This window comes from Bradyrhizobium sp. 18BD, from assembly GCF_054185225.1.
The window spans coordinates 290,695-314,384 of record NZ_JAVAYL010000005.1 but is presented as its reverse complement, the minus strand read 5'-3'; the positions used below and the strand labels follow the sequence as shown (position 1 = coordinate 314,384).

Below are 23,690 nucleotides of genomic sequence, written 5' to 3'. Positions count from 1 at the left end.
GCTGCACCAATTTCCATCGCGCGAAGATTGGCGCGATGCGAGAAGCGCGCGTATCCGGGTTCCATTTCTCGAGTCGCTTCCAATTCCGGGCTTGAACCTGGAGCCGCATGCGGACTTAAGTGTCTCGATCCCGCTCGAATCGGGGCTCTTGGTCAGGGAGGTCTGAATGATATCGCGTCGCTCTGTTGCGCTTGCGCTCACGCTTGCCGTGCTGTCCGGTCCGGCCTGGTCGGCATCCGGCAACGCCGTCAAAATGTTCGACACCGACAATGACGGCACGCTTGATCTCGCCGAGGTGAAGAAGGCCGCCACCGCATTGTTCGCCAAGCTCGATCCCGATCACGACGGCACGCTGGACGCGCGCGAATTGCGCGGACGATTAACGGCGAAAGAACTCGCGGCCGCTGATCCCGATCACGACGGGACTCTTACGCTCGACGAATACCTGGCCGTGGTCGAGCAGCGCTTCAACGCCGCCAATCCCGACAAGGACGGGACGCTGGATGCGAAGGAGCTGAATTCGCGCGCAGGCCGCGCGCTGTTGCGGCTGTTGCGGTGAGAGACACGGCGCTTGACTGGGAGCGAAGACGATTTGCCCGAGAGGGAAATTCGCGAGCGTTATGCGGCACTTCGCTGTGTTGGCGCTTTGATTCCAGACTTGCGCTGTGCCTGACGCAGCCCTAGGTTTTGCCCCGCGCGATGTCGCGCTCAATACTTGGGGAGACCCGAATGGCTTGGAAAGCTCCGAAGATCGTGGAAGTGCCGGTCGGCATGGAAATCAACATGTACGCCTGCGCTGCGCGCAAGTAAGACTGACGACCTGCCGCGGCTTCGATGGCAAATGCCGTCGAAGCCGTGGTAGTGTTCGGGATGCGCGCGAGAGCCCAGACATTCCGGACCATTATTGCCTGCACGATTGCGCTCACGCCCGCATGTGCCGGTGCCGAAGAGGGTTTTGATACCGAGCACATCTTCGGCTTCATGATCGGGACCGATGTCGGCAATCCCGGCGAGCGCGAATTCCAGACCGAGACGACAGGGCGCTTCGGCAAGGGCGGCGGCACCTATCGCGCCCTCCAGCAGGAAGTGGAGATCGAGGTTGTCCCGCTGCCGAACTTCCGCATCGAGGTCGGCGGCACCGCGACCCTCCACGACATCACCGGCGTCCCCGATCTCGACGACCGCCGCCAGTTCAATTTCCAGGGCGCTTCGCTCGATTTGCGCTATCGGCTGCTCGACCGCGAGCGCGCGCCGTTCGGGCTCACAATTGCCGCCGAGCTCCATGGCGACCGCATCGACGAGACCAGCGGCGCCAAGGGGCGGATGTACGGCACCGACTTCACGCTTGCCTTCGACCGCGAGCTCGTTCCGAACTTCGTCATCGGCGCGCTCAATCTGATCTATCAGCCGGAATGGGCGCGTTTCGAGGTGGCAGGGCTGTCCGAGAAGAGCTCCACCATCGGCGCCGCCTTCGGCGGCATGGTGCGCGTGCGCCCCAATGTGCTGCTCGGCGGTGAGATGCGCTACTTCCGGCAATATGAGGGCATCGGTCTCGGCGAGTTCTCGGGTCAGGCACTGTTCGTTGGTCCCACCGCGTACTTCCAGCTATCCGAGAAGTCGCGACTTACGCTGAGCTGGAGCATGCAGGCCTGGGGCCGCCCGGCGGGATCAGGCGGCAATCTCGACCTCGTCAATTTCGAGCGGCATCAGGCGCGGCTGGTGTTCGGCGTTAACTTCTAGTGCGGGCTCTTCGCCTCTCCCGCTTGCGGGGAGAGGCCGGAATTTGCGCAGCAAATTACGGGTGAGGGGGACTCTCCACGAGCTTAACTGATTGCGTCCCCGCGGAGAGCCCCCTCACCCTGACCCTCTCCCCGCAAGCGGGGAGAAGGAAAACCCGCCGCCCATATTGAAACTTCCCGCTCCCTGGAACGTAACCCTTCGTGCTAACCTCCATCGCGCCCGCGTAAGGATCCCGGCATGAATCCGATCGACCTTGTGGTGACTGTGTGTGCGGTGCTCTCGCCTGCGACCTGCGAGGAGCAGCACCTGGTGTTCAACTATGGCGGCTCACCGGCGCAATGCGCGATGGCCGCGCCGCCCTATATCGCGCAATGGGTCGGCGAACACCCGAAGTGGCAGGCGGTGCGCTGGCGCTGCGAATATCCGCACCCGAATGACAAGGCGTGATCTGCGGGCGTTGGCCGAGTCCCGGGCAGTCTAGCCCCTCATCCTGAGGAGCCGCGAAGCGGCGTCTCGAAGGATCGAGGCCGGGCTGCATCAGCCGGGCCTTCATGGTTCGAGACGCGCTTCGCGCTCCTCACCATGAGGGTTTGGTCGCTACTTGCTGCAGTCCTTCAAATCCTTGTCGGCGATCGAGAACACCGCGTCGGCCTTGATCTCGATATCATGGACGATGCATTGCCGTGAATTGGGATAGCTGACCTTCGCGTCGTAGCGGCCCGGCTCGACGCCGGTGATGCGCAGCCGCTCGTCGTGGTCGACCTCCTTGTCTTTGTCGTTCAGGCACTGATTCGGGCCCCAGTCGGTCTTGCCGGCCGGCGAAAGCTGGAAGCCGGAAATCGTCTCGGTCGTCAGATTCCAGAGCCGGATGCCCTTGCCCTTGCTCTGCGCGGCGGCTCCGCCGGCGCATGCCATCATGACGATCAAAGCCAGACCCCAACGCATCATCAGCCGCTCCTCCCACATCACGCCGTCATTCCCTGATGACGCGCTCGCTGTTTCTTGCCTTGTCGAAATTTTTGGCGCGGTCAAGACCGATCGGCGCGATCAGCCTGGTCGAGACGAGATCGGCACCTTCGAAATCGGTGCCGATGACGGTTGCCCCGCTGAGGTCGGCGCCGCCGAGCTGGGCGCTTTTGAGCGAGGCGTCGGTGAGATCGGCGCCTTTGAGCACAGCGAATTCGAGATCGACGCGCGAGAGGTCGGCGTTGCGTGCGTTGAGGCCTGTTAGATTGGCCGAGCGCAGGACGGCACGCATCAGCCCCATCGACTGGTTGCGCATGTCGGCGCCAAGTTGCGCCTCCGCGATCGAGGCCCCCTTGAGGCTTGCACCGGTGAGGTCGGCGGTGATGCGCGCACCCGTCAGATCGGCGCCGTCAAGGTGGGCGCGTGCCATTTGCGCGGCGAACAGATTGGCACCCTTGAGGCTCGCACCGGTGAGATCGGCCTCCAGCAGCCAGGCCTGATCCAGGATCGCGCGATCGAGGTGAGCGCCCGCGAGCCTGGTCTTGTTCAGGCGCGCCGCGCGAAAAATGGCGCCGGACATATCGAGGCCCGACAGGTCGAGGCCCGAAAGCCGCTTGCCGGTGAAGTCGGCGGGCATGGTCGCGCTCGTCCTTGCGAGCATGGCTTCGACCTCCGCCCGGCTCATCTCGGCCGACACCATCGCAGGCGAGGTGAGGTCGACATCGCGCATCATGTCCTGTGCGGTGGCCGTTTGTGCGGCGAGCACCACGCCGAGCGCTGTCAGGGCGGCTGTTGCCTTCATCATCAGGCTCCGCTTTCACGTCGATTTTAGCACGCAGGCGGCGCGGGTGCCTATGAGAGATCTCGCCCGGTCTGCTCGCCCTGCGTCCGCCCCACCAGACCGGCCTTGATTGCGGCGATCTCGGCTTCACCCCGCGCGGCGCGCGGGATGGTGATCGGCACCTCGGCAAGAATCCGAGCTGGCCGCGGCGACAGGAAGAACAGGCGGTCGCCAAGACGTACGGCGTCGTCGAGGCTATGGGTGACGAGCAGCGTCATCACCGGACGGCTCGCCACCAGCGTCGCGATCTCGTCGCGCAGGCGGCCGGCGAGCGCATCGTCGAGCGAGGCGAGGGGCTCGTCGAGTACAAGCAGGTCGGGCTCGACCGCAAACGCGCGCGCCAGCGCGACGCGGCGGGCAAGGCCCAGCGACAACTCGCCGGGAAAGTGGCTGCGATGCGCGTCCAGCTCGAGGATCTTGAACAGCTCCGACAGTTTTGCGTCGCTGACGTCAGGCGCCGCCAGCCGCACATTCTGCTCGACCGAGCGCCACGGTAATAGCCGCGGCTCCTGGAACACCATGCCGATGCGCGCCTCCGGCGGCCGCGCGATGCGCCCCTGAAAATCGCGGTCGAGCCCGAGGATGATGCGCAGCATCGTACTCTTGCCGCAGCCGGAGGGGCCGATCAGCACGCCGACCTCGCCCGATTGGAGCGCGAAGCTGACCGGCGCCAGCACCTCGTGCGTATCGCCCGCGGCGCTCCTGTAGGTTTTGCCCGCGATCTGGACCTCAAGCCGCACGGGGCCGCCACCGTGTTGCGCGGGCTTCGAACGGCTGCACCAGCAAGGTCTCGATGACGAGCACAACGACGGCGAAGGTCAGCGAATAGGCCAGCAGGCGCGGCGTGTCGAACAGCTGGAAGGCGACGCCGATCTCGAAGCCGACGCCGTTCGGCCGTCCGAGGAGCTCGGCGACCAGCACGATTTTCCAGACCAGCGACAGACCTGAGCGGGCCGAGGCCGCGACATAGGGCGCAAGCTGCGGCAGCACGACGTGGCGAAACGCGCGCCAGCGCGGCATCGCGAACACGGTCGCCATCTCGTCGAGCGAGCGGTCGAGCGCGCGCGTGCCTTCGCGCAAGGTGACGATGGCGGTCGGCAGCTTGTTGATGGCGATCGCCGCGATCGCGGCCGCCTCGGTCAGCCCGGCCCAGATATAGGCCAGCACGATCACGACCAGCGCCGGCAGGTTGAGCAGCAGGATCAGCCAGGGATCGCCCAGCCGGTCGGCGAGCTTCACGCGGCCCATGAGATAACCGATCGCGCTGCCGAGCGACATCGCCAGCACGAAGGCGAGGATGACGCGCGCCAGCGTGGCGCCGAGATGGAGAAACAGCGCGCCGCTCGATGCCTCCGCGATCATCACCTGCAGCACATCAGGCGGGGAGGGCAGCTTTGCGCCGCCGACGAACAGCGCAGCAATCCACCAGATCACGAGAAGCAGGGCAAACGAGAGCAAGCGCAGCACGTCAGTCTCCGGGGACTGCGTGATAGAAGGTACCGGGATCGAGCTCGGCCGCGGGGCCGACGAGATCGCGACCGCCGATGTCGGCCAGCACGCGGTAGAGCACGCGCGCATCGGCCTCCTCATCGGCGATGCTCCGGCGCGGAATGCCGTCGCGATAGCGATCGCGATAGGTCTTCAGCATGGTGGCATCGCTCGTGCCGGTGAGTGGGGCGATCTTCTCCCAGGCCGCGTCCGAGCTGGTCAGCAACTGCTTTGCCTTGCGGGTCATCGCGATGAAGCGCGCCACGGCGTCCTTGTGGCTGGCGGCCCAATTCTCGTCGAAGACATAGCCGACGGCCGAGACCGCGCCCTTGGCGCCCAGCTTCGGCAAAATGTCCTCGATTCCGGCGAGGCGCCTGAAGCCCTTGGCCTCGAGCTGGGCGCAGAAATTCCAGAAATTGAGGCTCGCATCCATCTCGCCGTCGAGCGCCTTGGCGGCGATCAGGGGCGGGGCGCCATAGGCGATCGTTGCGTCCGACTTCAGGTCGATGCCGTCCTGCTTCATCCGTGCCTGCAGCAGCAGCCAGCTCTTGTCGATCGCGCCGCCGCCGACGCCGAGCTTCCGGCCCTTCAAATCGGCGAGCGTCTTCAGCGGCGAGGACGCCGGCACCATCACCGCGCCGAGCGCGCTGGAATAGGGATAGAAGGTGAGCTTGGCGCCGAGCGCGCGCTCGCGCGACACCCACAGCCAGTCCGACAGCATGATGTCGGCATTGCCAGCGCGCAGCGCGATCTTGCCGGCTTCGGGGCTCGCAAGCTCGGTCACGTCGAGCGAGAGGTCAGCATCCTTGTCGAGGCCTGCGGCGCGAATGGTGGCCAGCTCCCACGAGAATGTTCCGGTCTTCTGCACTGCAAGGCGGATCGTCTCCGCAGTGCGGCCCGGTGTGGTCAGCGTCAGGGCCAGCGTCACCGCCAGCGCCAATGGTCGTCCCAAAATTCTCATCGCCTTGTGAGCCGTTTCCTCGAAACGAGTGCTTTTCAGGACAATAGGCATAGCATAGCTTCCGTCGCAACCAGCGGGAGGACGCTCATGAATCTGGAGGGACAGCTACGACCGATTGTCGCCGCATTGGCGGTATTGGCGGCGACCGCCTCCATGGCGCGGGCCGAGGAGGCCAATGATTATCCGACGTCGGCGCGCGCCGAATACGTCTATGGCTGCATGAAGGCCAACGGCGAGTCGCGGCAGTCGATCGAGCAATGTTCCTGCTCGATCGACGTGGTGGCTTCAATTGTATCCTACGACCGCTACGTCACCGCCGAGACCGCGCTGAGCATGTCCCAGGTACGCGGCAATCTCGGCGTCCAGTTCCGGACCTCGGAGCAGGCGAATTCGGCGGTGAATGATTTGCGCCGCGCGCAGGCAGAAGCCGAGGTGAGGTGCTTCTGACGGTCCGAGGGACTTAAGTCCCCGGCTTCTCCACATCCCACTCGTTACGGAATACGTGTCCGTCCGTGTCCTTGGCCTCCGCACGGAAGCGCTTGGCGCCGTTCGAGACGTAGGTGAAGCGCAAATTGGGATCTTCCGAGATCGAGATGCCGCCTTCCATCGACAGCACGGGGCTGTCGTCCTGCGTCAGCTTGAGCTGGTTGACGAAGAAGGCGGGAATATAGAGCTGCGTGATCTGGTCCATCTGCAGGCCGGAATTGTTGGGATGGCCGATCATGATCTGCGCCTCGCGGACGCGGCTCGCCGGCGCTTCCTCGCGCGCGAACTGGCGGTAGCGCATCTGTCCGAGGCGGTTGTTGGCTTCCTCGGCATTCTTGCCTGCGGGTGCCGAACAGCCGCCCGAGGCCTTCACATACACCTTCGACACGTAGAGCTGGCCGTCGCTGAGCTCGGCGACCGCGTGCACGTCGGTGTAGTTGTTGACCCGCACGCGCGTGGAGATCTCGGTGACATTGGCATCCGCGCCAAGCTCGAACTTCGCCGCCATCGGCGCGGGATTGCGGTCGATCACCAGCGTGATCGAGCGGATGCGGCGGCTATCTGCCGGCGACAGCTTGCTGCGCAGGGTCACCGGGACGATCGCAGCGTCCTCGGCGCGATAGGGCATCTCGATGCCGATGACGTCACTGCCGTCGTTCATCGGACGGTTGCTGAAGATGTCCTGCACCAGGCCCGGCCAGGGATCATAGGCCTCCTCAGCCTGCGCCGGCACGGCGAACGCAATGCCGAGCAGTGCGGCGATCAGCAGGCGACGAGTGCATCCCGTCATGGTCATGATCCCGAGCGGACGAAGCAGTCCGGGCAGCGTAGCTGATCCCGTTGCCTTCAGAGTAGCGCGCCCGCTACTCCCATTCAATTTCCGAAAATGCTGCGGTTGCGTTGCGGGCGTTGTAGTCGTCGAACAGCTCCCAGTTCGGCCGCTCCCCGGCGGCCGCCTTGTCGGCTGCGGTCCGGATCGGCTCGCCCTTCTTGTTCGACGCCCGCACGTCCGCCAGCAGCGTCGCGAGATAACGCCGTTCGTCGGCTAGTGCGGCAGGCAAGTCACTCACAGGGCCGTGACCGGGGACGACGTGCTGCGCTGGGATTGTCTCGAGTTCCCCGATCGTACGGAGCCAGCCGCGGATGCTGCCGTCCATCACCGGAATATGGCGACGGAAGACCAGATCGCCCGCGAACAGCGTCCTGGTCATCTCGTCGAACACCGTGAGATCATTGTCGCTGTGCCCGGCCGGCCATGCCCGCAAGGTCAGGCGGCGCGATCCCAGATCGAGCGCCAGCGTATCTTTAACCAACACAGTTGGCGGCACGATCTTCACGGGATCGATTAATTCACTGCCCATGATGCGGCGAAAATTATCGAGATAATAAGACCCGCGCGTTGCCAGCGCCTGGGCGAGCTTGCTGTGACCAACGAAGCTGATCCCCTCCGCGACAAACGCCGCATTGCCGAAGACATGGTCGGGATGGCCATGGGTGTTGATGACGTAGCGGATCGGCTTCCCTGTGTGGGCCCGTACCGCCGCCAGCAGCGCCTCGCCTACGCGCAGGCTTCCGCCGGTGTCGATCACGGCCACCGCGTCCTCGCCGACGATGAAGCCGACATTGGCGATGTCGCCCTCATTCTCGCGGGTCATCAGGGCAATGGTCCCGGAGTGCACGAAGATTCCCGGCGCGACTTCGCTCACAGGCAATTCGGCTCCCCCGGCGCATGCTAGCGTTGTGAGCCCCAGCAGGGACAAGGCTGCGATCACGAGAGCGATGCGAGACACTTTTCCGCCTCAGTTCAAAGGGTTGCGCGCATTGCACTGCAGCAACATGAAGCCAGCGCAAAGTTTGGCAAAACATGGCGCGTCATGCGTTGCATGGATAACATTCAAACAAAATGAGGAGGAAGCGCGATGACGGAGGCCGGACGACATCGTCGCTGGTTGTTTTCACTTTTGGTCCTGGTCGCATCCTGCGCGCTTGGCGATGTCGTCGTGGCGCAGACGAGCGAGACGGGCGACCTCTCGTTCGAGCTGGTCGACCCAAAAGTGCTGCGTGTCTGCGCCGATCCGCGCAATCTGCCGTTCTCCAACGAGAAGGGCGAGGGGCTGGAGAACAAGCTCGCCGAATTGTTCGCGGACAAGCTGCAGAAGAAGCTCGACTACGTGTTCTTTCCGCAGGCGACCGGTTTCGTGCGGATGACGCTGGGTGCGCATCGCTGCGACGTCATCATGGGCTTTCCGCAGGGCGACGATCTGGTGCAGGGCACCAATCCCTATTACCGCACGTCCTATGCGCTGGTCTCGAAAGCGGGCGGCGGGCTCGAGGAGGTCGACACGCTCGAGGATGCGCGGCTGAAGGGCAAGCATGTCGGCATCGTCGCCGGCACGCCGCCGGCCACCAACATGGCGCTCGCGGGCCTGATGGGGGATGCAAAGCCGTATCCGCTGATGATCGACACGCGCTACGACAATTCCGCGCAGGCGATGATCGATGACCTCGCGGCCGGCAAGATCGACGCCGGCGTGCTGTGGGGACCGATGGCAGGCTATTACGCGAAGAAGGCAGGCTCGCTGCATGTCACGCCGCTGGTGAAGGAAACCTCGGGGCCGAAGCTGGTCTATCGTATCGGCATGGGCGTGCGGCCGGCCGACCAGAACTGGAAGCGGCAGCTCAACAAGCTGATCCAGGAGAATCAGGGCGAGATCAACAAGATCCTGCTCGACTTCGGCGTCCCGCTGCTGGACGAGAGTGACAAGCCGCTCGGCGCGGAGACGGCCAAGAAGACGCCATGAGGCGGCGCGTTGCCGCTGCGCTGGTTGCCGCCCTGTTGGCGGCGCCGGCGCTCGCGCAGCAGCAGGAGCCGTTCGAGCCCGAGGGCTATCGCACCGACAATTATCGCGCGCCGGTGCCGGCGACGCTCGCGGGCGCGCGCGTGCTCGACACCGCGGAGGCCGAGGCGATCTGGCGAGCCAAGAGCGGCGCCTTTATCGACGTGCTGCCGCGCGCGCCGAAGCCGAAGAACCTGCCCGAAGGCACGGTGTGGCGCGATATGCCGCACAGAAACATTCCTGGTAGCCTATGGCTGCCGGATACCGGCTACGGCGCATTGCCGCCGGCCATGGATGATTATTTCCAGCGCGGTCTGGCGCGTGCCTCGCGCGACGACAAGGCGGCGCTGCTGGTGATCTATTGCCTCGCCGATTGCTGGATGTCCTGGAACGCCGCCAAGCGCGCCTTGGCTTACGGCTATTCCAACATCGCCTGGTATCCCGACGGCACTGACGCCTGGGAGCGCGCGAAACTGCCGACCGAGGAGGCGCAGCCCGAACCGCGGCCGGAGCAGTAATGATCGAGTGCGGGTGCGCTCCCTCGCCCCGCTTGCGGGGAGAGGGGGTGAGGGGGAGTCTCCGCGAGGGTGACGTCGGAGAGATGCGCAGCTTTCTCCTCGTCATCGCGAGCGCAGCGAAGCAGAATCTTTCCGCGGAGCGACTCTGGATTGCTTCGCTGCGCTCGCAATGACGATGTGGGTGCAGCTTCGCGTATATCGACCGCTCGACGCGCGGTGATGCACACACCTCTCCCCGCATGGGGAGAGGTGAAGACTCAGCCCTACTGCTTCTGCAGCTTGGTCAGCGTCCCCGTGCCGTTATTGTCGGTGGCCGAATACGTCACCCGATCCCCGGCATGCACCGCATCGAGCATCGCGGCGTCCTTCGCCTTGAACTGCTGCAACGGGCCGGCGCCGCCTGCGCTGCCGCCGACCGTGCCCTTCTGCGTCTGCTGGATCGAGATCGTATTGTTGAGCCGATCGATCCTGGTGACCATTCCGGTCATGTCGTCGGCGAAGGCGCTGGATGCGATCATGCTGATGACCGCAGCGCCTGCGAGGCTGAATTTCGTGGTTCCCATCGAGGCCTCCCGGCATTTCGAGCTTCACAGCGACAAGACATCCTAGAGCGATTTGGTTCCGGCAGATAGCGCGGCAAAGGTTACCGCTGGCATTGAACCTGCGGGAACTCTTTACGAGCCGTCAGCGAGGCTGACGCTATTCCATCTCCTGCTGGATGACGCGTCCGAGCGCGAACAGACGCTGGTCGATCGCGGTTGGAACCTCGCAGACGAAGCGCACCACCTTGTTCCGGTCCTCGAAAATGCGGGTCTTCCAGATCAGCTCGTTGCTGAGGGCCTCGACCTTGGTGTCGTCGCGCGAGCTTGCGCCCTGTAGGGCCTGGAGCTGAATGGTTTCCTCGCGGATCTTGTCGGCGGCATCGCGCTGCTTGCGGCTGACGCGTTCGAGCCCGCTCATGACCTGGGAGCGCTGCGCATTGAGCGTGTCGAACAGGCCGGCAAACAGCATCTTTGCATTGGCGGATTTGGCAGCGGCGGAGCCGGCCAGGAATTCCTTCACCGATTTCTCGGCCTCGTCCATCGGCGTCTTGCGTGCCGACAGTTTTGCGACCAGCGCGGTGATCTTCGCATCGTTCTTCCATTTGGTTTCGGCGTCGTCGAGCGGCGGGCCGGCCCAAACGGCGGCGAGCGAGATCTCGGGAACCTTGGCCTGGGCGCAGGGCCAGCTGGGATAGCGCGGATCGGCCGCGCGCGCGGCGATGCTCGCGAGCCCTAGTGCCAGAACCGCCATGGCCAGAACCCGAAAAGTCATCCTTCGCCTCCCGCAGGCCCCCGTCGCGCCAGCCCGCGCGAGGGATCATAGGCATAGATCGCGCCGATCATGAAGACGATTGTGCAGCCCGCCACCGCCGCCAGCGAGATCCAGTTGACCTGTCCGTACAGCGCAAACCGTATCAGCTCGACCGCATGGGTGAACGGATTGGCCTCGCAGATGTAATAAAGATAGGGGCTGCCCTCCTGCACCCGCCAGAGCGGGTAGAGCGCCGATGAGGCAAAGAACATCGGGAAGATCACGAAGTTCATCACGCCGGCAAAATTCTCGAGCTGCTTGATGCCGGAGGAGATCAGCATGCCGAGCGAGCCCAGCATCAGGCCGGACAGCACCAGCGCCGGCAGCACGGTGAGATAGCCTGATGGCGGCGGCGTGATGTCCCAGAACCAGGCGATCAGCAGGAACGCATAGACCTGAAGCAGCGACACCGCGGTCCCCGCCAGCAGCTTGCAGAACAGTAGGAAGCCGCGCGGCAGCGGGCTCACCAGCAGTGTGCGCATATTGCCCATCTCGCGGTCGTAGACCATCGACAGCGAGGACTGCATGCCGTTGAAGAGCTGGATCATCGCCATCAGCCCGGGCGCGATATAGACCTCGTAGAGGATATAGGTCTCGTAGGGCGGGATGATGGAGATGCCGAGCACCTGACGGAAGCCGGCGGCGAAGATGAACAGCCACACCAGCGGCCGCACCAGCGCCGAGACGAAGCGCTCGCGCTGATGCAGGAAGCGGAGGCCCTCGCGCCAGACGATGCCGGTGAGGCAGGTCATGTATTCCGAGGCCGAAAAGCCGTGCTGCGCCTCACGCGTGGTGATGCTGCTCATGCGCCGCCTCCCGGCATGGTTTGCGCGCCGGTCAGGCGCATGAAGGCGGTGTTGACGTCCTGCGCGCCGGCCTCGGCGATGACGCGGTTCATCGGTCCCTGCGCCAGCACCTTGCCCTGGTGCAGCACCACGAGGTCGTCGCCGGGCAGGATCTCGTCGAACAGGTGCGTCGCCCAGAGCACACCGATGCCTTGCTCGGTTACGAGCTGGCGCACATGGCTGATGATGTCGGCGCGCGCCTTGACGTCGAGGCCGACGGTCGGCTCGTCCAGCAGAAGCAGCCTTGGCCGATGCAACAGGGCGCGCGCGATCTCCAGCCGCCGCATCTGTCCACCGGAGAGATCGCGCACCTTGCTGGCGGCGCGCTCGTCGAGCCCGATGCGTGCGAGCAGCTCGGCGCTGCGCGTGGCGGCGTCGCGGCGGCTGATGCCGTGGAGAGCGGCGTGATAGAGCAGGTTCTGCGTCAGCGACAGATCGAGGTCCAGCGTGCGCGGCTGGAACACGACGCCGAGCAGCCGCAGCGCTTCGCCGGGACTCTTGCTGATGTCGTGGCCAAAGATGGAGACGCGGCCGGTCTGGATGCCGAACAGGCGCGTGATCAGCGAGAACAGCGTGCTCTTGCCCGCGCCGTTGAGGCCGAGCAGCGCCGTGAAACTCGCAGCCTGCACGTTGAAGGACACATCCATCAGCGCCCGGCGCGAGCCATAGGAATGGCTGACGCGGTCGATCGCCAGCGCCGGCACCGCCGCCGGATCGGGCCGTGGCGCCGCCTGTGGTTCGGTGATGGGGGCTGGGCTGGTCATGGCGCGATCGTGACACCCCAGGGCAGCTCGCCCACCTGAATGGTCTTGATCACCTTTTGCGCGGCGACGTCGATGACGGAGACGTCGTTCGACACGCCGTTGGTGGTGAGCAGGTATTTTTCATCAGGCGTGAAGGCCATGTGCCAGACGCGCTGTCCGACCAGCAGATATTTCGTCACCTTGCGCGAGGCGACGTCGACGACGGCGATGCGGTTGGCGGGGCCGAGCGCGATGAAGGCGGTCTTGTCGTCCTTGGTCATGCCGATGCCGACCGGCTGAATGGCCTCTCTCCGCAAGCCCGGAATCTCGAAATTGACCTTGCCGATCACCTCGTGCTTTGCGGGGTCGATGATCGACACCGTGCCGCCGATCTCCGAGGACACCCACACCTCCGAGCTGTCATGCTTGAACTCGGCAAAGCGCGGCCGGGCGTCAACCAGCACGTTGGCAACGATCTGGCGCGAGGCGGTGTCGATGAAATGCGCCATGTTGGTCGTTTCGGAGGTGTTGATCAGCGTCTTGCCGTCTGGGCTGATGGTCATGCCCTCGGGCTCGACGCCGACCTGGATGTCGCCGAGGCGTGTGCGCTTATCGAGGTCGATCACGGTGACCGTGTTGTCGTTCTCGTTGGCGACGTAGAGGATCTTTCCGGCGGCATCCTGCGCGAACAGCTCGGGGTCGGGCCCGGAGGGAAGGCTGTCCACCACGCTTTGCGTCTTGGCGTCGATCACCTGGATGGTGTCGTCATCGCCGACCGCGACCATCACGAACTTGCCGTCGCGGGTGAAATCGATGCCGCGCGGGCGCTGACCGACCTTGATGGTCTTGGTCACGGTCCAGCTATCGGTGTCGATCACCGAGACCGTGTTGCTCTTCTCGTTCGAGACATAGGCGATGAACGCATGTGCGGGCGCCGCCGCCAGCGCCACTCCGGACAGCAACCCCACGCGCCACATGCGTAACATCTGAGTCCTCATTTCAGCTTGCATTTGCTCTCCGGACGATCGTAGCCGAGCGTGTCGAGCTCGGAGACCTGATGCAGGAAACCCTCCTGCGGCGACACCGACACCACCATGCGGCCGTCGACCAGCAGGATCGGCTGGCGGAGCTGGAGATTCCAGTCGCGCAGAGTCAGCCTTGTGCCCTTGAAGGCGGCGACCGAGAAATCAGGTCCCTTGATGAAGTCGGTGACCTTCTTGACGTCGCCGGAATTGGTGCGCGAGGTGGCCTCGCCGATCATGCGCACCGCTATCCAGGCCTGCATGTCGAGCGGGGTCATCCGCCGCGCGTTCAGCTTGACGAAGCGGTTCTGCATCTGGATTGCGCCCCACTGATCCTGCGATGCGTCCCAACTGCGCGGCGCGAGGCCGGCCGAGCCCGCGACGGGACGGGGGTCCCAGGTGCGATAGGGCAGGTACGCGCCGAAGACCTCGCTCTCGTCGGCGGCAACCAGCACGTCGTAGGCCGGCAACTGCTGCGTGAACACCGGCATCTGGCGCTGGATCAGCGTGACGCCGCTATCGGTGCGGCGCGCGCCGCCCTTGTCATCGAAGGTCTTCTCCTGCACGATTTTGGCGCCGAAGCGTGTGGCGGTACGCCGGAGTGCGTCCGCAAACAGCTTGTCCTCGTCATGCGAGCCGACCACGAGCACCCAGCGCTTCCACTGTTTCCACACCAGGTACTGGCCGAGCGCATCGGCCAGCATCGCGCGCGTCGGCGCAGTGTGGATGACGTTGGCGCGGCAATCGGCCTCGCGCAGCCGCTCGTCGATGGCGCCGGCGTTGAACAGCAGCGTGCCACGGTCGCGCAGGGCGTCCGAGACCTTCAGCAGCGCGTCGGCCGGCAAGTCGGCAATGATGAAGCCGTTGCGCGCCGCGAGGTCGGTCGCGGCCTGCACCGCGTCCTCGCCCTCCTTGATGCGGCGCTCCTCCAGCGTAAAGCGCTGGTTGAGGAATTTTCCAGTGGTGTTGTTGTCCTCGATGGCGAGGCGCGCGCCGGCGACGCCGTCATTCTCGGCGGGCTGCTCGACCAGCGACAGCGTTGATCTGGTGCCGGCGATGCCGAGATAGCCGACGCCGATCTGGGTCGGGTCGGCCGCGAGCGCGCTCGTCGCGACGAGACTCAAGCCGATCAGGCCGACCAACCATCGGATCATGTTTCCTCCAGGCGTTCTCCCCGGCTTGACCGCCGGTGGAGAATTGTCTCTGCTAAAGCATGACCGATTTGTCAGGGCATGCAACCCCGCATTTCGTCCCCGCACGCGCGAGGTCGGGAATCACGATCATGCGAGCGCTGATATGTTTTATAGCTTTGCTGTTGACCGGCTCGGCCGCGCTTGCCGATCCGCCGAAGCTGGCGGTGTTCGATTTCGAGCTGATCGACACCAGCCTGCCCGGCGAATTCTACGGCTCCAAGCCCGAGGAGGCGCGGCTGCTGCGCATCAGCGAGCAGCTCCGCAAGGAGCTGACGGAGTCAGGCAAGTTCCGGGTGCTCGATATCGCGCCGGTCAGGGACGCGGCCCGTCACGCGAACTTACAGGCCTGCGGCGGCTGCGATCTCAAGCTCGCGGGGGAGTTGGGGGCTGAACTCGAGATCACCGGCATGGTGCAGAAAGTCTCGAACCTGATCATCAACCTCAACATCTATCTGCGCGACGTGAAGACCGGCAACATGATCACTGCAGCCAGCGCCGACATGCGCGGCAACACTGATGAATCCTGGTCGCGCACGATGAGCTATCTGATCCGCAACCGCCTGCTGGCGCCGAATTACGGGAAGCGGGAGTAGATTCTTTCCCTCCGCGTGCTCCGCTGCACCCCTCTCCCCTTGCGGGAGAGGGTGGCTCGCCGCGTAGCGGCGAGACGGGTGAGGGGTATCTCTCCGCGAGTCCAATTCTGATTGAGACGTGCGGATAGATACCCCTCATCCGGCGCTTCGCGCCACCTTCTCCCGCAAGGGGAGAAGGAAGAAGGCATCGTGCACTTGGCGCGCAAAAATCATCCCTTCAATCGCTCCGCATGCCAGTGCAGATGATCGCCCATGAAGGTCGAGATGAAATAGTAGCTGTGGTCGTAGCCCGGCTGGCGCCGCAGCGTCAGCGGGATGTTGGCCCTGGCGCAGGCGGCCTCCAGCAGCTCCGGCTTGAGCTGCTCCTTCAGGAAATTATCGGCCTCGCCGACATCGACCAGGAAGCCGGAATATTTCGCGCCGTCCTCGATCAGCGCCACCGTGTCGTTGTTGCGCCAGGCATCCTTGTTCGGTCCGAGATAGCCGGTCAGCGCCTTGATGCCCCAGGGCACCTGTGAGGGCGCCACGATCGGCGCAAATGCGCTGGCCGCGCGGTAGCGATGCGGATTGCGCAGCGCCACCGTGAGCGCGCCGTGACCGCCCATCGAATGGCCCATCACCGATTGCCGCTTGGCATCGACGGGAAAATTTCCCGCCACAAGTTTGGGCAGCTCGTCGGTGACGTAGCTCCACATGCGATAGTTGCGCGCGAACGGCTCCTGCGTCGCGTCGACATAGAAGCCGGCCCCCAGGCCGAAATCATAGGCATTGTTGGCATCGCCGGGCACATCAGGCCCGCGCGGGCTGGTGTCAGGCGCAACGAAGATCAGGCCGAGCTCGGCGCAGGCTTTGCGGAATTCGCCTTTCTCGGTGACGTTGGCATGCGTGCAGGTGAGGCCGGAGAGGTACCAGACCACGGGAAGCTTGGCGCCGGCGGCATGCGGGGGAACATAGACCGAGAACACCATGTCGGTTCCGGTCGCCTGGCTCGCATGGCGATACACGCCCTGTACGCCGCCATAGGATGTATTGGTCGAGACAGTCTGGATCGTCATGCCTTTTGCTCCGTGGCATCTAACCACATCAACATTGCAACTCTCGTGTGACCGAATTTGTGGCGGTGCGTACCGTCAGGCGACGCCGCTGTCGATCGCCAATCGCACCAGCTCGACCGAGGTCTTCACGCCGAGCTTCTGGCGCATGATCGAGGAGGTGTTGGCGACCGTCTTGTAGGACGATTGCACCAGCCAGGCGATCTCGGACAGGCTCTTTCCGGCGCTGAGCAGCCGCAAAATCTCCATCTCGCGCGCATTCAGCTTCGACAGCGGGCTCTGCGCCAGCGTGGGACCTGCGAAGGCGATGCTGCGCGCGATCGCGCTCGGAAGGTAGGTGCCGCCGTTGCCGACGGTGCGGATCGCCTCGACGAGGTCGTCGGGATCGCCGGTCTTGGAAACATAACCCTTGGCGCCGCATTCGATCGCGCGCGCGGCGAAGGCCGGGTCGTCGTTCATGCTGAACATGATGATGCGGGCCTCGGGCGCACGCTCGAGGATGCGCCGCGCGAGCTCGAAGCCCGAGACGGTCGGCAGGTTGATGTCGATGACGCAGAGGTCGGGGCGCTCGACGATGAAGACGCATTCGCCGTCCTCGGCGTCGGCGGCCTCCAAAATCTCGATCTCGCCCTCGTCGGCCAGCACGGCACGGCAGCCGGAGGCGACAATGGGGTGATCGTCGACGATCAGAATGCGCATAGGCGTTCCCCGTGACAGCCGCTCCCTGTGATAGGATTTGCCTGTTTTGCGCCGCATGATACCGAATGAGAACGCCGCGTGCGTTTCATGTCGCCTCATGCAACCCGGCCGGGATTGCTGTACGCTTTCGATTAGATATCGGGCGCTTCGCCTCTGTCAACGTCATCGGACAGGCGCGGGCCAGCCTTCGCGGGGCACGGACGAGACCAATGTGGCAAAACCTATCCTTGCGTGCGCGCATCAATGTGTTGCTGGCGTTGCTGCTGGCGCTCGGGCTCGCTGTGAACATCGGCCGCCAGGTCGCGGAGGCAGGCCCTCGCGTGCAGGCCGAGGACCAGAGCGTGATCCGGCTTGCGCGCGAGTTTATCGAGATGATCGTGTCGGACCTCAACGAGGCACCCGATCCGGATGCGCGGCTGAACCAGATCGCGCGCGATCTCAGCCGTCTGCGCCATGTCAGCATCGCGCTGCTCGATTCCGGCGGGAACCCGCTGACGCCGCCCCGGCCCGATGCCGACGAGGATACGCGCGGCCCGCCGGCCTGGTTCGTCAACCTGGTTCATCCCGAGCAGACCGCGGTCAGCGTGCCCGTCTCGATCCACGGCGAGCCCGGCTCGCTGCGCATCACCTCGCATCCCGATGACGAGATCGCCGAGATCTGGGATGCCATCGTGACCCAGCTCGAGGTCGGCACGGTGATCGCGCTCGCATTGTTCCTGCTGATGATGACTGTGGTCGGCCGGGCGCTGGCGCCGCTGCAGTCCTTGGCGGGGACGATGGCCGACATCGAGGGCGGGCACTATGACGCGCGCGTTACCCCGGGCGGTGCGCCTGAACTGGCGGCGATCTGCACCAGGCTCAACCATCTTGCCGCAACGCTCGGCGAGGCGGTCGAGGACAAGCGGCGCCTGGCCGAGCGCACGGTGTCGCTGCAGGACATCGAGCGCAAGGAGATCGCGCGCGAGCTGCATGACGAGTTCGGCCCGTATCTGTTCTCGTTGCGCGCGCATGCCAGTGCGTTGGCAAAGCTCGCGGACGGGCGTGCCCCGAGTGCGGACGCCGTGCGAAAGCACGGCGGCGCCTTGCTGGAGCAGATCAACGCGCTCCAGCAATTCACCCGCCGGGTGCTGCAGCGGCTCCGGCCCGTCGGCCTTGCCGAGCTTGGCCTCGGCCAGGCGCTCGAATCGCTGTCGCGACTGTGGCGGGAATCGCACCCCGACGTCACCATCGAAACCACGATCTCGCCGCGGCTGGGGGCGACCGGAGAGACCGCCGACCTCACCATCTACCGCGTCGTGCAGGAGGCGCTCACCAACGTGTTCCGCCACGCCGGCGCGACCGCGGTCAACGTCGTCATTGAACCTGCGGACCAGCTCACGCGCGACGGCCGCCTCTGCGCCCGGGTGCGGGTCAGCGACAATGGCCGCGGCATGGAGCCGGGCCAGAAGCTCGGGTTCGGCCTTGTCGGCATGCGCGAGCGCATTTTGGCGCTCGGCGGCACGCTCAATGTCGTCTCGGGCGAGGGCGGATTGACCGTCGAGGCGCTGGTGCCGACCGCTGCGGCCTGATCGCATCATAGGCAATCGGGAAAAATTCCCGATTTAGTCGGGAAAACGGGTGCGGATATTGCCCGACCTTTTGTGGCTGGCGCGATTGTTGCCGCCGCATACACTCGTCTCGACCAAACGGCGAAAATCACAACAGCCGGTGGTCACGGGTGGGAAGGCTGGGATGGGCGAGCGTCTTTTGTTCAAGCGTCATGTGTGGATGGCCCCGGTGTCGACGGGGCTGCTGTCGGGATTGATCTTCGCGGGGCCTGCCGGGGCCGCGCAGGACGAGGAAACCAACGTTCAGAATCTCCCGGCGGTCGAGGTGGCGGCACCACCGGCCACCGTAAGGCGCAGCGCGCCGTCGCGACCGGTCGCGCGCGCGGGGGTATCGTCGTCAAACCGTCCCAAGACGCGCCTCTACGTCTACCCGACCGCGCCGGGCACTGGCCGGGGTCTCGACGTCGACAAGGTCCCATCGGCGATCAACGCCGTCGATGCCAACCAGATCAGGCGCACCAATTCGCCAGATATCGCCGTTGCCCTGCAGCGATACGTGCCCGGCGTCAGCATCAATGAGGTGACCGGGAATCCCTTCCAGCCAGATGTACAGTTTCGCGGCTACGTCGCTTCACCTCTGGCCGGGACGCCACAAGGTCTGGCCGTCTATCAGAACGGCGTACGCATCAACGAAGCCTTCTCCGATATCGTCAATTGGGATCTGATTCCGACGGCAGCTATCCGATCAGCCGTCGTGGTGACCAACAATCCGGCGTACGGCCTCAATGCGCTCGGCGGCGCCATCGACCTGCAGATGAAGAACGGCTTCAACTATCAGGGTGCCGAGATCGACATCATGGGCGGCTCATTCGGCCGCATTCAGGGCTCTGCGCAATGGGGCAAGCAGGTCGACAAAAATTGGTCCGTCTATGGCGCGCTCGAAGGCATTCACGACAACGGCTTCCGCAATTTCTCATCATCGGACGTCCGGCGCTTCTACGGCGACGTCGGATATCGCTTCGAAGGCAACGAATTTCATCTCAATGGCGGCGTCGCCAACAATTCCCTGGCGGGTCCCAGTACCGTTCCGGCTGAATTGCTCCAGCAATATTGGGGCGCCACCTACACGACGCCACAGACCGTCTCCAATAAGGTCGCCTATCTCAATTTGACCGGCAAGGTGGAGGCGACGCCGACCTGGACCTTTGAAGGCACAGCACGCTTGCGGCGCTTCAAGCAAAGCACCGTCGACGGCAACCCGACCGATACCCTGCCTTGCGATGACCCAACGCTGCTGTGCTTTGGCGTTGATGACGTCCCGGCCTTTGGCGTGAACGGCGTGCAGCTCGACAATACCTTTGGGCCTGATGCCATTCTCGGCCAGATCGATCGCACCAGCACAAAGTCGACCTCGTTCGGCATATCCGGGCAGGCGACCAACACAGATCAGCTGTTTGGTCATGAGAACCGCTTCGTGATGGGTGCAAGCTACGACCTCAGCAACACGCACTTCACGGGTAGCACCGAATTGGGAACCGTAGGCACGAACTATGTCGTCACGGGCAGCGGGATATTCCTGGGTGCGTCCGGCGAACCGACATCAATTGGCCCGGTGTCGCTGCGCACCGTCAATCAGTATCAGGGACTTTATGCGCTGGACACGTTCAACGTGACGGATCGCTTTGCGGTTTCCGGAGGTGGACGGTTCAATGCGGCCCATATCTCCCTGATGGATCAACTCGGCACGGCGCTCAATGGCGATCACCAATACGATCGCTTCAATCCCATCATCGGCGGCACCTTCAAGATCACGCCCGAAGTGACCGCCTATGCCGGCTATTCCGAAGCCAACAGAGTGCCGACGCCGCTCGAGCTCGGCTGCGCCGATCCAACGAGGCCGTGTATCATCGGACAATTCCTGGTCGCGGATCCCCCGCTACAGCAAGTGGTATCCAAAACTGTAGAAGCGGGCCTCCGCGGCACGAAGGAATTGGTCATTGGCTCGCTCGGATGGAAGATCGGCGCCTTCCGGGCCACCAATTACGATGACATCGTCGCGACCCCGATCCCGGGCTTGACGGGCTTCGGCTTCTTCCAGAACGTCGGCCGGACCCGCAGGCAGGGGATCGAAGCCGAGGTGAGCCTGAAGTCGAACGTGCTGCAGTTCCAGGCAAGCTATGCGTTTCTTGATGCGCGCTTCCTCGATGCGCTGACGCTTGGCTCGGAGAGCCCGTTCGCCGATGCTGATGGACATATCCAGGTCTTGCCCGGCAACCAGATTCCGCGCCTGCCTCGCCACCTCATCAAGGCCAGCGTCGAATATGCAGTCACCGATGTCTGGAAGGTTGGTGGTGATGCGCTCTTTGTTTCGGGCCAATACTTCGTCGGCGACGAGTCGAACCAGTTTCCGCAGTTGCCATCTTACGCCGTTTTCAATCTCCACACGTCCTATCAGGTCACCAAGAACGTTCAGCTCTATGGTCGCGTTGATAACATCTTTGACCGCCGCTACTCCACGCTAGGAACCTTTTTTGACAGAGAAGCCTTGCCCAACTTCACCAATGGCGGCGCCGAGTTCACCGACCCGCGCTCGCTGAGCCCGGCAAGGCCGCGCGCGTTCTATGCGGGGATGCGGGTGACGTTCTGATCGCGGCCGTGACGGGGTGTCGGCATCGCAACCTTCTACCTTAGGCCGATTGACTAGATGTTCATGATTTGTTCTTATGCTGGGCGTCCAGCCAAGGAGCCAGCCATGGACAACCGCATCAGTGAAATCCGCAGAGTTATCAGGGCATTGCGCGTCAGCATGCGTGAGGCCGAGGCCATCATGCATGAGCAGATCAACCGGGACGAGGACTGCACCTTCGTCGCCGAGGAGGTCATGAAGATGCGCACCGTGATGAGCGGGCTGGTCCGGGAGCGGACTGCGCTCGGCGACACCGACCCGATCGTCGTCGCCAGCCTCTTCGTTCCGCGCCGGCGGCCGATGCCACCGCGCGTTCGTCTGGAGTTGCGACGCGTTGCACCGCCGCGGGAGGTGGCGCGGGCATGACAGCAGAGAGGATCACCTACTTCTCCGACATGCAGGAGCCGCCGGAATTTCTCCGGGCACTCGATCATGTGCGGCGCCTGTCTTGCTATGAGGGGTGGTGCCGGATGCATATCGAGGCGATCCAGGTCGCGATCGACCAATACGCGGAGGCCGCTCTCGGCAATCGCGAGTTCTTCCTCAACAAGCCGCACAGCATCGGCGGGAGCCGGAGCAGGGGCGACGTGCCGTAAGATCAAGCGGCGTCCTGTCCGTTCGGGAAAGTCCCCGAAAGCAGGTGCGTCGCCTGACCTCACTCCGCCGTTGATTTATGTCAACGTCATCTTCCCTCCAGTACTCACGTCATACCGAGCGTCGCTTGCGGCGGCTTTTCGTCGCCTGTCGGTTCGCAAGCGCCCTAGGGGAGGATCATCATGCATCGCAGCAAGCGCCTTTCGATCAAGTCCGTGACCATTGCAGGCATCGCAGCCAGCGCGCTGCTGGGATTTGCGAGCCTCACGCTTAGTCCGACACCGGCCGGGGCGGTGGTCTATTGCCAGTACGTCGACTATCCGCCGAGCTGCGTGGCCAGGGCCGGCGTCGTGCTTCGCCCGCGTCCGGTGGCACGCGCTGCTGTGCGCGCCGGCACGGCGAGCGCGACCAATTTGAACGGCGGCGTCAACCGCGTCGGCGTGCGGCGGTAAATCGCTCTTGGCTTGCGGCGGAGCTACGCCAGCAGTCCGTCGAGATCGGAGTAGATGACGTCGGCCGTGCGTTGATAATGCTGCTGAAGCAGACGCACGGCCTGGTCGGTGTCCTTGGCAAGAACCGCCTGAAGGATATCGCTGTGCTCGGCACCGACCTTGCGCGCCGGATAGGCCTTCGCAATCGACATCATGCGATAACGATAGAGCCGGTCGGCCAGTTGCTCGCAGAAGCCGAGCAGGGGGCGTGAACCGCAAAGACCAATCAGCGTCGCGTGGAATGCGCGGTGCACCTTCTCCCAATCCGGATTGTCCTCGAACGTGTCGGGTTTGAGCGATCGCGGCGTGCGGTCGAGCCGGTGATGCGCGACCAGCAGGGCCTCTTCCCAGCTCTGGGTCGCATTCTGCATGGACTCGCGGAGCGCCAGGCCTTCGACCCAGCACCAAGAGAGCGGCATCGCGCCGCAGCAGAGGCGTCATCATTGGGACGTCACGCTGACATAAGCGGATCATCCGGATTGGCACGGGCCGCACGATTAACGCATTCTTAGCGCTAACTGTGCTGATGATCGGCACGAGAATACCAGGGGAGACAGCTCCCATGCTGAAGGACGGTACCTACGCGGCGTGGTACAAGACGCCGTTTGACCAAGGCACCGGCATCGTCCATGTCGCAGACGGCCAGATATGGGGCCGCGACAGCCTGATGACGTATCACGGCTCGTGTCGGATCGACGGCGAGCGCTTCATCGCGACCGTGTCGACGAAGCGTCATACCGAGGGACGTGCCACGGTCTTTGGCGTCTATGACGAACTCACACTGGACATATCGGGGACGTGCCCCGGTAAGATCGCGACTTACACGGCGACGGCTGGACAGGCGCCGGGAGTCGTCCTCGAGGGAACGCTCATCCTGACGGAACAGCCGGCGGCGGCGCCTGAACCAACCGGGCCGATCCCGGCGTTCAATCCCGACAAGCTCCCGAAGCTGCCGAAGCGCTCCCGCTGACGGCGGGCGCTAGTTGGCCGCACGCCTGCATCGACATGCCGCTCCGCCGGCAGCGCAATTCTGCA

29 protein-coding genes and 1 pseudogene are annotated in these 23,690 nt (G+C 64.2%); 14 read left to right on the top strand and 16 right to left on the bottom strand.

Annotation, left to right across the window (positions count from 1 at the left end; genetic code table 11):
• The first annotated feature begins 166 nt into the window (after nt 1–166).
• The 4 genes from RAD16_RS12110 (at nt 167) to RAD16_RS12095 (ending at nt 2,187) form a co-directional block, all read left to right on the top strand.
• Nucleotides 167–559: an EF-hand domain-containing protein gene (locus RAD16_RS12110; RefSeq protein ID WP_458158092.1), complete on the top strand. Its 393-nt coding sequence runs from the start codon at nt 167–169 to the stop codon at nt 557–559.
• 170 nt (nt 560–729) lie between these two features.
• Nucleotides 730–810, top strand: coding sequence for a pyrroloquinoline quinone precursor peptide PqqA (gene pqqA, locus RAD16_RS12105; RefSeq protein ID WP_012029362.1), 81 nt, complete (start codon nt 730–732; stop codon nt 808–810).
• A gap of 24 nt (nt 811–834) precedes the next feature.
• Nucleotides 835–1,740, top strand: coding sequence for a hypothetical protein (locus RAD16_RS12100; RefSeq protein ID WP_458158091.1), 906 nt, complete (start codon nt 835–837; stop codon nt 1,738–1,740).
• A gap of 237 nt (nt 1,741–1,977) precedes the next feature.
• Complete coding sequence (locus RAD16_RS12095) at nt 1,978–2,187, top strand: hypothetical protein (RefSeq protein WP_458158090.1); 210 nt, start codon at nt 1,978–1,980, stop codon at nt 2,185–2,187.
• Between the two features lie 150 nt (nt 2,188–2,337).
• On the opposite strand, the gene RAD16_RS12090 is transcribed toward RAD16_RS12095, so the two are convergent.
• The 5 genes from RAD16_RS12090 to RAD16_RS12070 are packed head-to-tail and all read right to left on the bottom strand — an operon-like array spanning nt 2,338 to nt 5,996.
• Entirely contained in the window at nt 2,338–2,685 is a 348-nt protein-coding gene (locus RAD16_RS12090) for a hypothetical protein (RefSeq protein ID WP_458158193.1), read from the bottom strand.
• 28 nt (nt 2,686–2,713) lie between these two features.
• Nucleotides 2,714–3,511 carry a pentapeptide repeat-containing protein gene (locus RAD16_RS12085; RefSeq protein ID WP_458158089.1) on the bottom strand — a complete coding sequence of 266 codons (798 nt, stop codon included), beginning with the start codon at nt 3,509–3,511 and terminating at the stop codon, nt 2,714–2,716.
• Nucleotides 3,512–3,558: 47 nt separating this feature from the next.
• On the bottom strand, nt 3,559–4,287 hold the full coding sequence (locus tag RAD16_RS12080) for an ABC transporter ATP-binding protein (protein WP_458158088.1): 729 nt from the start codon (nt 4,285–4,287) through the stop codon (nt 3,559–3,561).
• Nucleotides 4,277–5,014 (bottom strand): ABC transporter permease, encoded by a 738-nt coding sequence (locus RAD16_RS12075; protein ID WP_458158087.1) that lies wholly within the window; start codon nt 5,012–5,014, stop codon nt 4,277–4,279. The genes RAD16_RS12080 and RAD16_RS12075 overlap by 11 nt, the downstream gene beginning before the upstream one ends.
• Before the next feature lies 1 nt (nt 5,015).
• Nucleotides 5,016–5,996, bottom strand: coding sequence for an ABC transporter substrate-binding protein (locus tag RAD16_RS12070; protein WP_458158086.1), 981 nt, complete (start codon nt 5,994–5,996; stop codon nt 5,016–5,018).
• Between the two features lie 87 nt (nt 5,997–6,083).
• Here RAD16_RS12070 and RAD16_RS12065 point away from each other — a divergent pair, with 87 nt between their 5' ends.
• Entirely contained in the window at nt 6,084–6,443 is a 360-nt protein-coding gene (locus RAD16_RS12065; protein ID WP_458158085.1) for a hypothetical protein, read from the top strand.
• A 13-nt stretch (nt 6,444–6,456) separates the two neighbouring features.
• Here the strand turns inward: RAD16_RS12065 and RAD16_RS12060 are convergent, their stop codons facing one another.
• Both RAD16_RS12060 and RAD16_RS12055 read right to left on the bottom strand, forming a co-directional pair.
• Entirely contained in the window at nt 6,457–7,272 is an 816-nt protein-coding gene (locus RAD16_RS12060) for a quinoprotein dehydrogenase-associated SoxYZ-like carrier (RefSeq protein ID WP_458158084.1), read from the bottom strand.
• 73 nt (nt 7,273–7,345) lie between these two features.
• Nucleotides 7,346–8,272: a quinoprotein relay system zinc metallohydrolase 2 gene (locus RAD16_RS12055; protein ID WP_458158083.1), complete on the bottom strand. Its 927-nt coding sequence runs from the start codon at nt 8,270–8,272 to the stop codon at nt 7,346–7,348.
• Nucleotides 8,273–8,401: 129 nt separating this feature from the next.
• Here RAD16_RS12055 and RAD16_RS12050 point away from each other — a divergent pair, with 129 nt between their 5' ends.
• Nucleotides 8,402–9,283 (top strand): substrate-binding domain-containing protein, encoded by an 882-nt coding sequence (locus RAD16_RS12050; protein ID WP_458158082.1) that lies wholly within the window; start codon nt 8,402–8,404, stop codon nt 9,281–9,283.
• Nucleotides 9,280–9,837 (top strand): PQQ-dependent catabolism-associated CXXCW motif protein, encoded by a 558-nt coding sequence (locus RAD16_RS12045; protein WP_458158081.1) that lies wholly within the window; start codon nt 9,280–9,282, stop codon nt 9,835–9,837. Before RAD16_RS12050 ends, RAD16_RS12045 begins: the two co-directional genes overlap by 4 nt.
• Before the next feature lie 263 nt (nt 9,838–10,100).
• On the opposite strand, the gene RAD16_RS12040 is transcribed toward RAD16_RS12045, so the two are convergent.
• From RAD16_RS12040 to RAD16_RS12015, 6 genes are all read right to left on the bottom strand, one after another.
• The gene (locus tag RAD16_RS12040) at nt 10,101–10,400 is read right to left on the bottom strand and encodes a copper-binding protein (protein ID WP_458158080.1); all 300 of its coding nucleotides are present in this window, start codon (nt 10,398–10,400) and stop codon (nt 10,101–10,103) included.
• Nucleotides 10,401–10,536: 136 nt separating this feature from the next.
• Complete coding sequence (locus tag RAD16_RS12035; RefSeq protein ID WP_458158079.1) at nt 10,537–11,151, bottom strand: hypothetical protein; 615 nt, start codon at nt 11,149–11,151, stop codon at nt 10,537–10,539.
• Entirely contained in the window at nt 11,148–11,996 is an 849-nt protein-coding gene (locus tag RAD16_RS12030) for an ABC transporter permease (protein ID WP_458158078.1), read from the bottom strand. The genes RAD16_RS12035 and RAD16_RS12030 overlap by 4 nt, the downstream gene beginning before the upstream one ends.
• A complete protein-coding gene (locus tag RAD16_RS12025; RefSeq protein ID WP_458158077.1) occupies nt 11,993–12,799 on the bottom strand; it encodes an ABC transporter ATP-binding protein in 807 nt (268 codons plus the stop codon). Before RAD16_RS12025 ends, RAD16_RS12030 begins: the two co-directional genes overlap by 4 nt.
• A complete protein-coding gene (locus tag RAD16_RS12020) occupies nt 12,796–13,764 on the bottom strand; it encodes a YVTN family beta-propeller repeat protein (RefSeq protein WP_458158076.1) in 969 nt (322 codons plus the stop codon). Before RAD16_RS12020 ends, RAD16_RS12025 begins: the two co-directional genes overlap by 4 nt.
• 8 nt (nt 13,765–13,772) lie before the next feature.
• The gene (locus tag RAD16_RS12015; RefSeq protein ID WP_458158075.1) at nt 13,773–14,954 is read right to left on the bottom strand and encodes an ABC transporter substrate-binding protein; all 1,182 of its coding nucleotides are present in this window, start codon (nt 14,952–14,954) and stop codon (nt 13,773–13,775) included.
• Between the two features lie 59 nt (nt 14,955–15,013).
• Between RAD16_RS12015 and RAD16_RS12010 the strand changes: the two genes are divergently transcribed.
• Nucleotides 15,014–15,586: a DUF3280 domain-containing protein gene (locus tag RAD16_RS12010; protein ID WP_458158074.1), complete on the top strand. Its 573-nt coding sequence runs from the start codon at nt 15,014–15,016 to the stop codon at nt 15,584–15,586.
• A 209-nt stretch (nt 15,587–15,795) separates the two neighbouring features.
• Here RAD16_RS12010 and fghA read toward each other — a convergent pair whose 3' ends face one another.
• Both fghA and RAD16_RS12000 read right to left on the bottom strand, forming a co-directional pair.
• Nucleotides 15,796–16,641, bottom strand: a complete 846-nt coding sequence (fghA, locus tag RAD16_RS12005) for an S-formylglutathione hydrolase (RefSeq protein WP_458158073.1) — start codon at nt 16,639–16,641, stop codon at nt 15,796–15,798.
• Between the two features lie 75 nt (nt 16,642–16,716).
• Nucleotides 16,717–17,337: a response regulator gene (locus RAD16_RS12000; protein ID WP_458158072.1), complete on the bottom strand. Its 621-nt coding sequence runs from the start codon at nt 17,335–17,337 to the stop codon at nt 16,717–16,719.
• A gap of 209 nt (nt 17,338–17,546) precedes the next feature.
• On the opposite strand from RAD16_RS12000, the gene RAD16_RS11995 reads away from it, so the two are divergent.
• The 5 genes from RAD16_RS11995 (at nt 17,547) to RAD16_RS11975 (ending at nt 22,616) form a co-directional block, all read left to right on the top strand.
• Complete coding sequence (locus RAD16_RS11995; RefSeq protein WP_458158071.1) at nt 17,547–18,905, top strand: histidine kinase; 1,359 nt, start codon at nt 17,547–17,549, stop codon at nt 18,903–18,905.
• A 163-nt stretch (nt 18,906–19,068) separates the two neighbouring features.
• On the top strand, nt 19,069–21,531 hold the full coding sequence (locus tag RAD16_RS11990; protein ID WP_458158070.1) for a TonB-dependent receptor: 2,463 nt from the start codon (nt 19,069–19,071) through the stop codon (nt 21,529–21,531).
• A gap of 105 nt (nt 21,532–21,636) precedes the next feature.
• The gene (locus RAD16_RS11985; protein ID WP_458158069.1) at nt 21,637–21,936 is read left to right on the top strand and encodes a hypothetical protein; all 300 of its coding nucleotides are present in this window, start codon (nt 21,637–21,639) and stop codon (nt 21,934–21,936) included.
• Nucleotides 21,933–22,166: a hypothetical protein gene (locus RAD16_RS11980; protein ID WP_458158068.1), complete on the top strand. Its 234-nt coding sequence runs from the start codon at nt 21,933–21,935 to the stop codon at nt 22,164–22,166. The genes RAD16_RS11985 and RAD16_RS11980 overlap by 4 nt, the downstream gene beginning before the upstream one ends.
• A gap of 180 nt (nt 22,167–22,346) precedes the next feature.
• On the top strand, nt 22,347–22,616 hold the full coding sequence (locus tag RAD16_RS11975) for a hypothetical protein (protein WP_458158067.1): 270 nt from the start codon (nt 22,347–22,349) through the stop codon (nt 22,614–22,616).
• 23 nt (nt 22,617–22,639) lie between these two features.
• Here RAD16_RS11975 and RAD16_RS11970 read toward each other — a convergent pair.
• Nucleotides 22,640–23,059: pseudogene (locus tag RAD16_RS11970) on the bottom strand (GntR family transcriptional regulator); the annotation flags it as partial.
• Between the two features lie 158 nt (nt 23,060–23,217).
• Here RAD16_RS11970 and RAD16_RS11965 point away from each other — a divergent pair.
• Nucleotides 23,218–23,625: a hypothetical protein gene (locus RAD16_RS11965; protein WP_458158066.1), complete on the top strand. Its 408-nt coding sequence runs from the start codon at nt 23,218–23,220 to the stop codon at nt 23,623–23,625.
• The last annotated feature ends 65 nt before the right edge of the window (nt 23,626–23,690 follow it).

Bases quoted from the DNA above. Each gene is read 5' to 3' on its own strand.
- RAD16_RS11985 (WP_458158069.1), top strand. From the start codon at position 21,637: ATGGACAACCGCATCAGTGAAATCCGCAGAGTTATCAGGGCATTGCGC.
- RAD16_RS11980 (WP_458158068.1), top strand. From the start codon at position 21,933: ATGACAGCAGAGAGGATCACCTACTTCTCCGACATGCAGGAGCCGCCG.
- RAD16_RS12040 (WP_458158080.1), bottom strand. From the start codon at position 10,400: ATGGGAACCACGAAATTCAGCCTCGCAGGCGCTGCGGTCATCAGCATG.
- RAD16_RS12090 (WP_458158193.1), bottom strand. From the start codon at position 2,685: ATGCGTTGGGGTCTGGCTTTGATCGTCATGATGGCATGCGCCGGCGGA.
- RAD16_RS12070 (WP_458158086.1), bottom strand. From the start codon at position 5,996: ATGAGAATTTTGGGACGACCATTGGCGCTGGCGGTGACGCTGGCCCTG.
- RAD16_RS12095 (WP_458158090.1), top strand. From the start codon at position 1,978: ATGAATCCGATCGACCTTGTGGTGACTGTGTGTGCGGTGCTCTCGCCT.
- pqqA (WP_012029362.1), top strand. From the start codon at position 730: ATGGCTTGGAAAGCTCCGAAGATCGTGGAAGTGCCGGTCGGCATGGAA.
- RAD16_RS12000 (WP_458158072.1), bottom strand. From the start codon at position 17,337: ATGCGCATTCTGATCGTCGACGATCACCCCATTGTCGCCTCCGGCTGC.
- RAD16_RS12020 (WP_458158076.1), bottom strand. From the start codon at position 13,764: ATGTTACGCATGTGGCGCGTGGGGTTGCTGTCCGGAGTGGCGCTGGCG.
- RAD16_RS12035 (WP_458158079.1), bottom strand. From the start codon at position 11,151: ATGACTTTTCGGGTTCTGGCCATGGCGGTTCTGGCACTAGGGCTCGCG.
- RAD16_RS12045 (WP_458158081.1), top strand. From the start codon at position 9,280: ATGAGGCGGCGCGTTGCCGCTGCGCTGGTTGCCGCCCTGTTGGCGGCG.
- RAD16_RS12110 (WP_458158092.1), top strand. From the start codon at position 167: ATGATATCGCGTCGCTCTGTTGCGCTTGCGCTCACGCTTGCCGTGCTG.
- RAD16_RS12100 (WP_458158091.1), top strand. From the start codon at position 835: ATGGCAAATGCCGTCGAAGCCGTGGTAGTGTTCGGGATGCGCGCGAGA.
- RAD16_RS12030 (WP_458158078.1), bottom strand. From the start codon at position 11,996: ATGAGCAGCATCACCACGCGTGAGGCGCAGCACGGCTTTTCGGCCTCG.
- RAD16_RS12010 (WP_458158074.1), top strand. From the start codon at position 15,014: ATGACCGATTTGTCAGGGCATGCAACCCCGCATTTCGTCCCCGCACGC.
- RAD16_RS12025 (WP_458158077.1), bottom strand. From the start codon at position 12,799: ATGACCAGCCCAGCCCCCATCACCGAACCACAGGCGGCGCCACGGCCC.
- fghA (WP_458158073.1), bottom strand. From the start codon at position 16,641: ATGACGATCCAGACTGTCTCGACCAATACATCCTATGGCGGCGTACAG.
- RAD16_RS12065 (WP_458158085.1), top strand. From the start codon at position 6,084: ATGAATCTGGAGGGACAGCTACGACCGATTGTCGCCGCATTGGCGGTA.
- RAD16_RS12085 (WP_458158089.1), bottom strand. From the start codon at position 3,511: ATGATGAAGGCAACAGCCGCCCTGACAGCGCTCGGCGTGGTGCTCGCC.
- RAD16_RS11975 (WP_458158067.1), top strand. From the start codon at position 22,347: ATGCATCGCAGCAAGCGCCTTTCGATCAAGTCCGTGACCATTGCAGGC.
- RAD16_RS12015 (WP_458158075.1), bottom strand. From the start codon at position 14,954: ATGATCCGATGGTTGGTCGGCCTGATCGGCTTGAGTCTCGTCGCGACG.
- RAD16_RS11965 (WP_458158066.1), top strand. From the start codon at position 23,218: ATGCTGAAGGACGGTACCTACGCGGCGTGGTACAAGACGCCGTTTGAC.
- RAD16_RS11990 (WP_458158070.1), top strand. From the start codon at position 19,069: ATGGGCGAGCGTCTTTTGTTCAAGCGTCATGTGTGGATGGCCCCGGTG.
- RAD16_RS12050 (WP_458158082.1), top strand. From the start codon at position 8,402: ATGACGGAGGCCGGACGACATCGTCGCTGGTTGTTTTCACTTTTGGTC.
- RAD16_RS12060 (WP_458158084.1), bottom strand. From the start codon at position 7,272: ATGACGGGATGCACTCGTCGCCTGCTGATCGCCGCACTGCTCGGCATT.
- RAD16_RS11995 (WP_458158071.1), top strand. From the start codon at position 17,547: ATGTGGCAAAACCTATCCTTGCGTGCGCGCATCAATGTGTTGCTGGCG.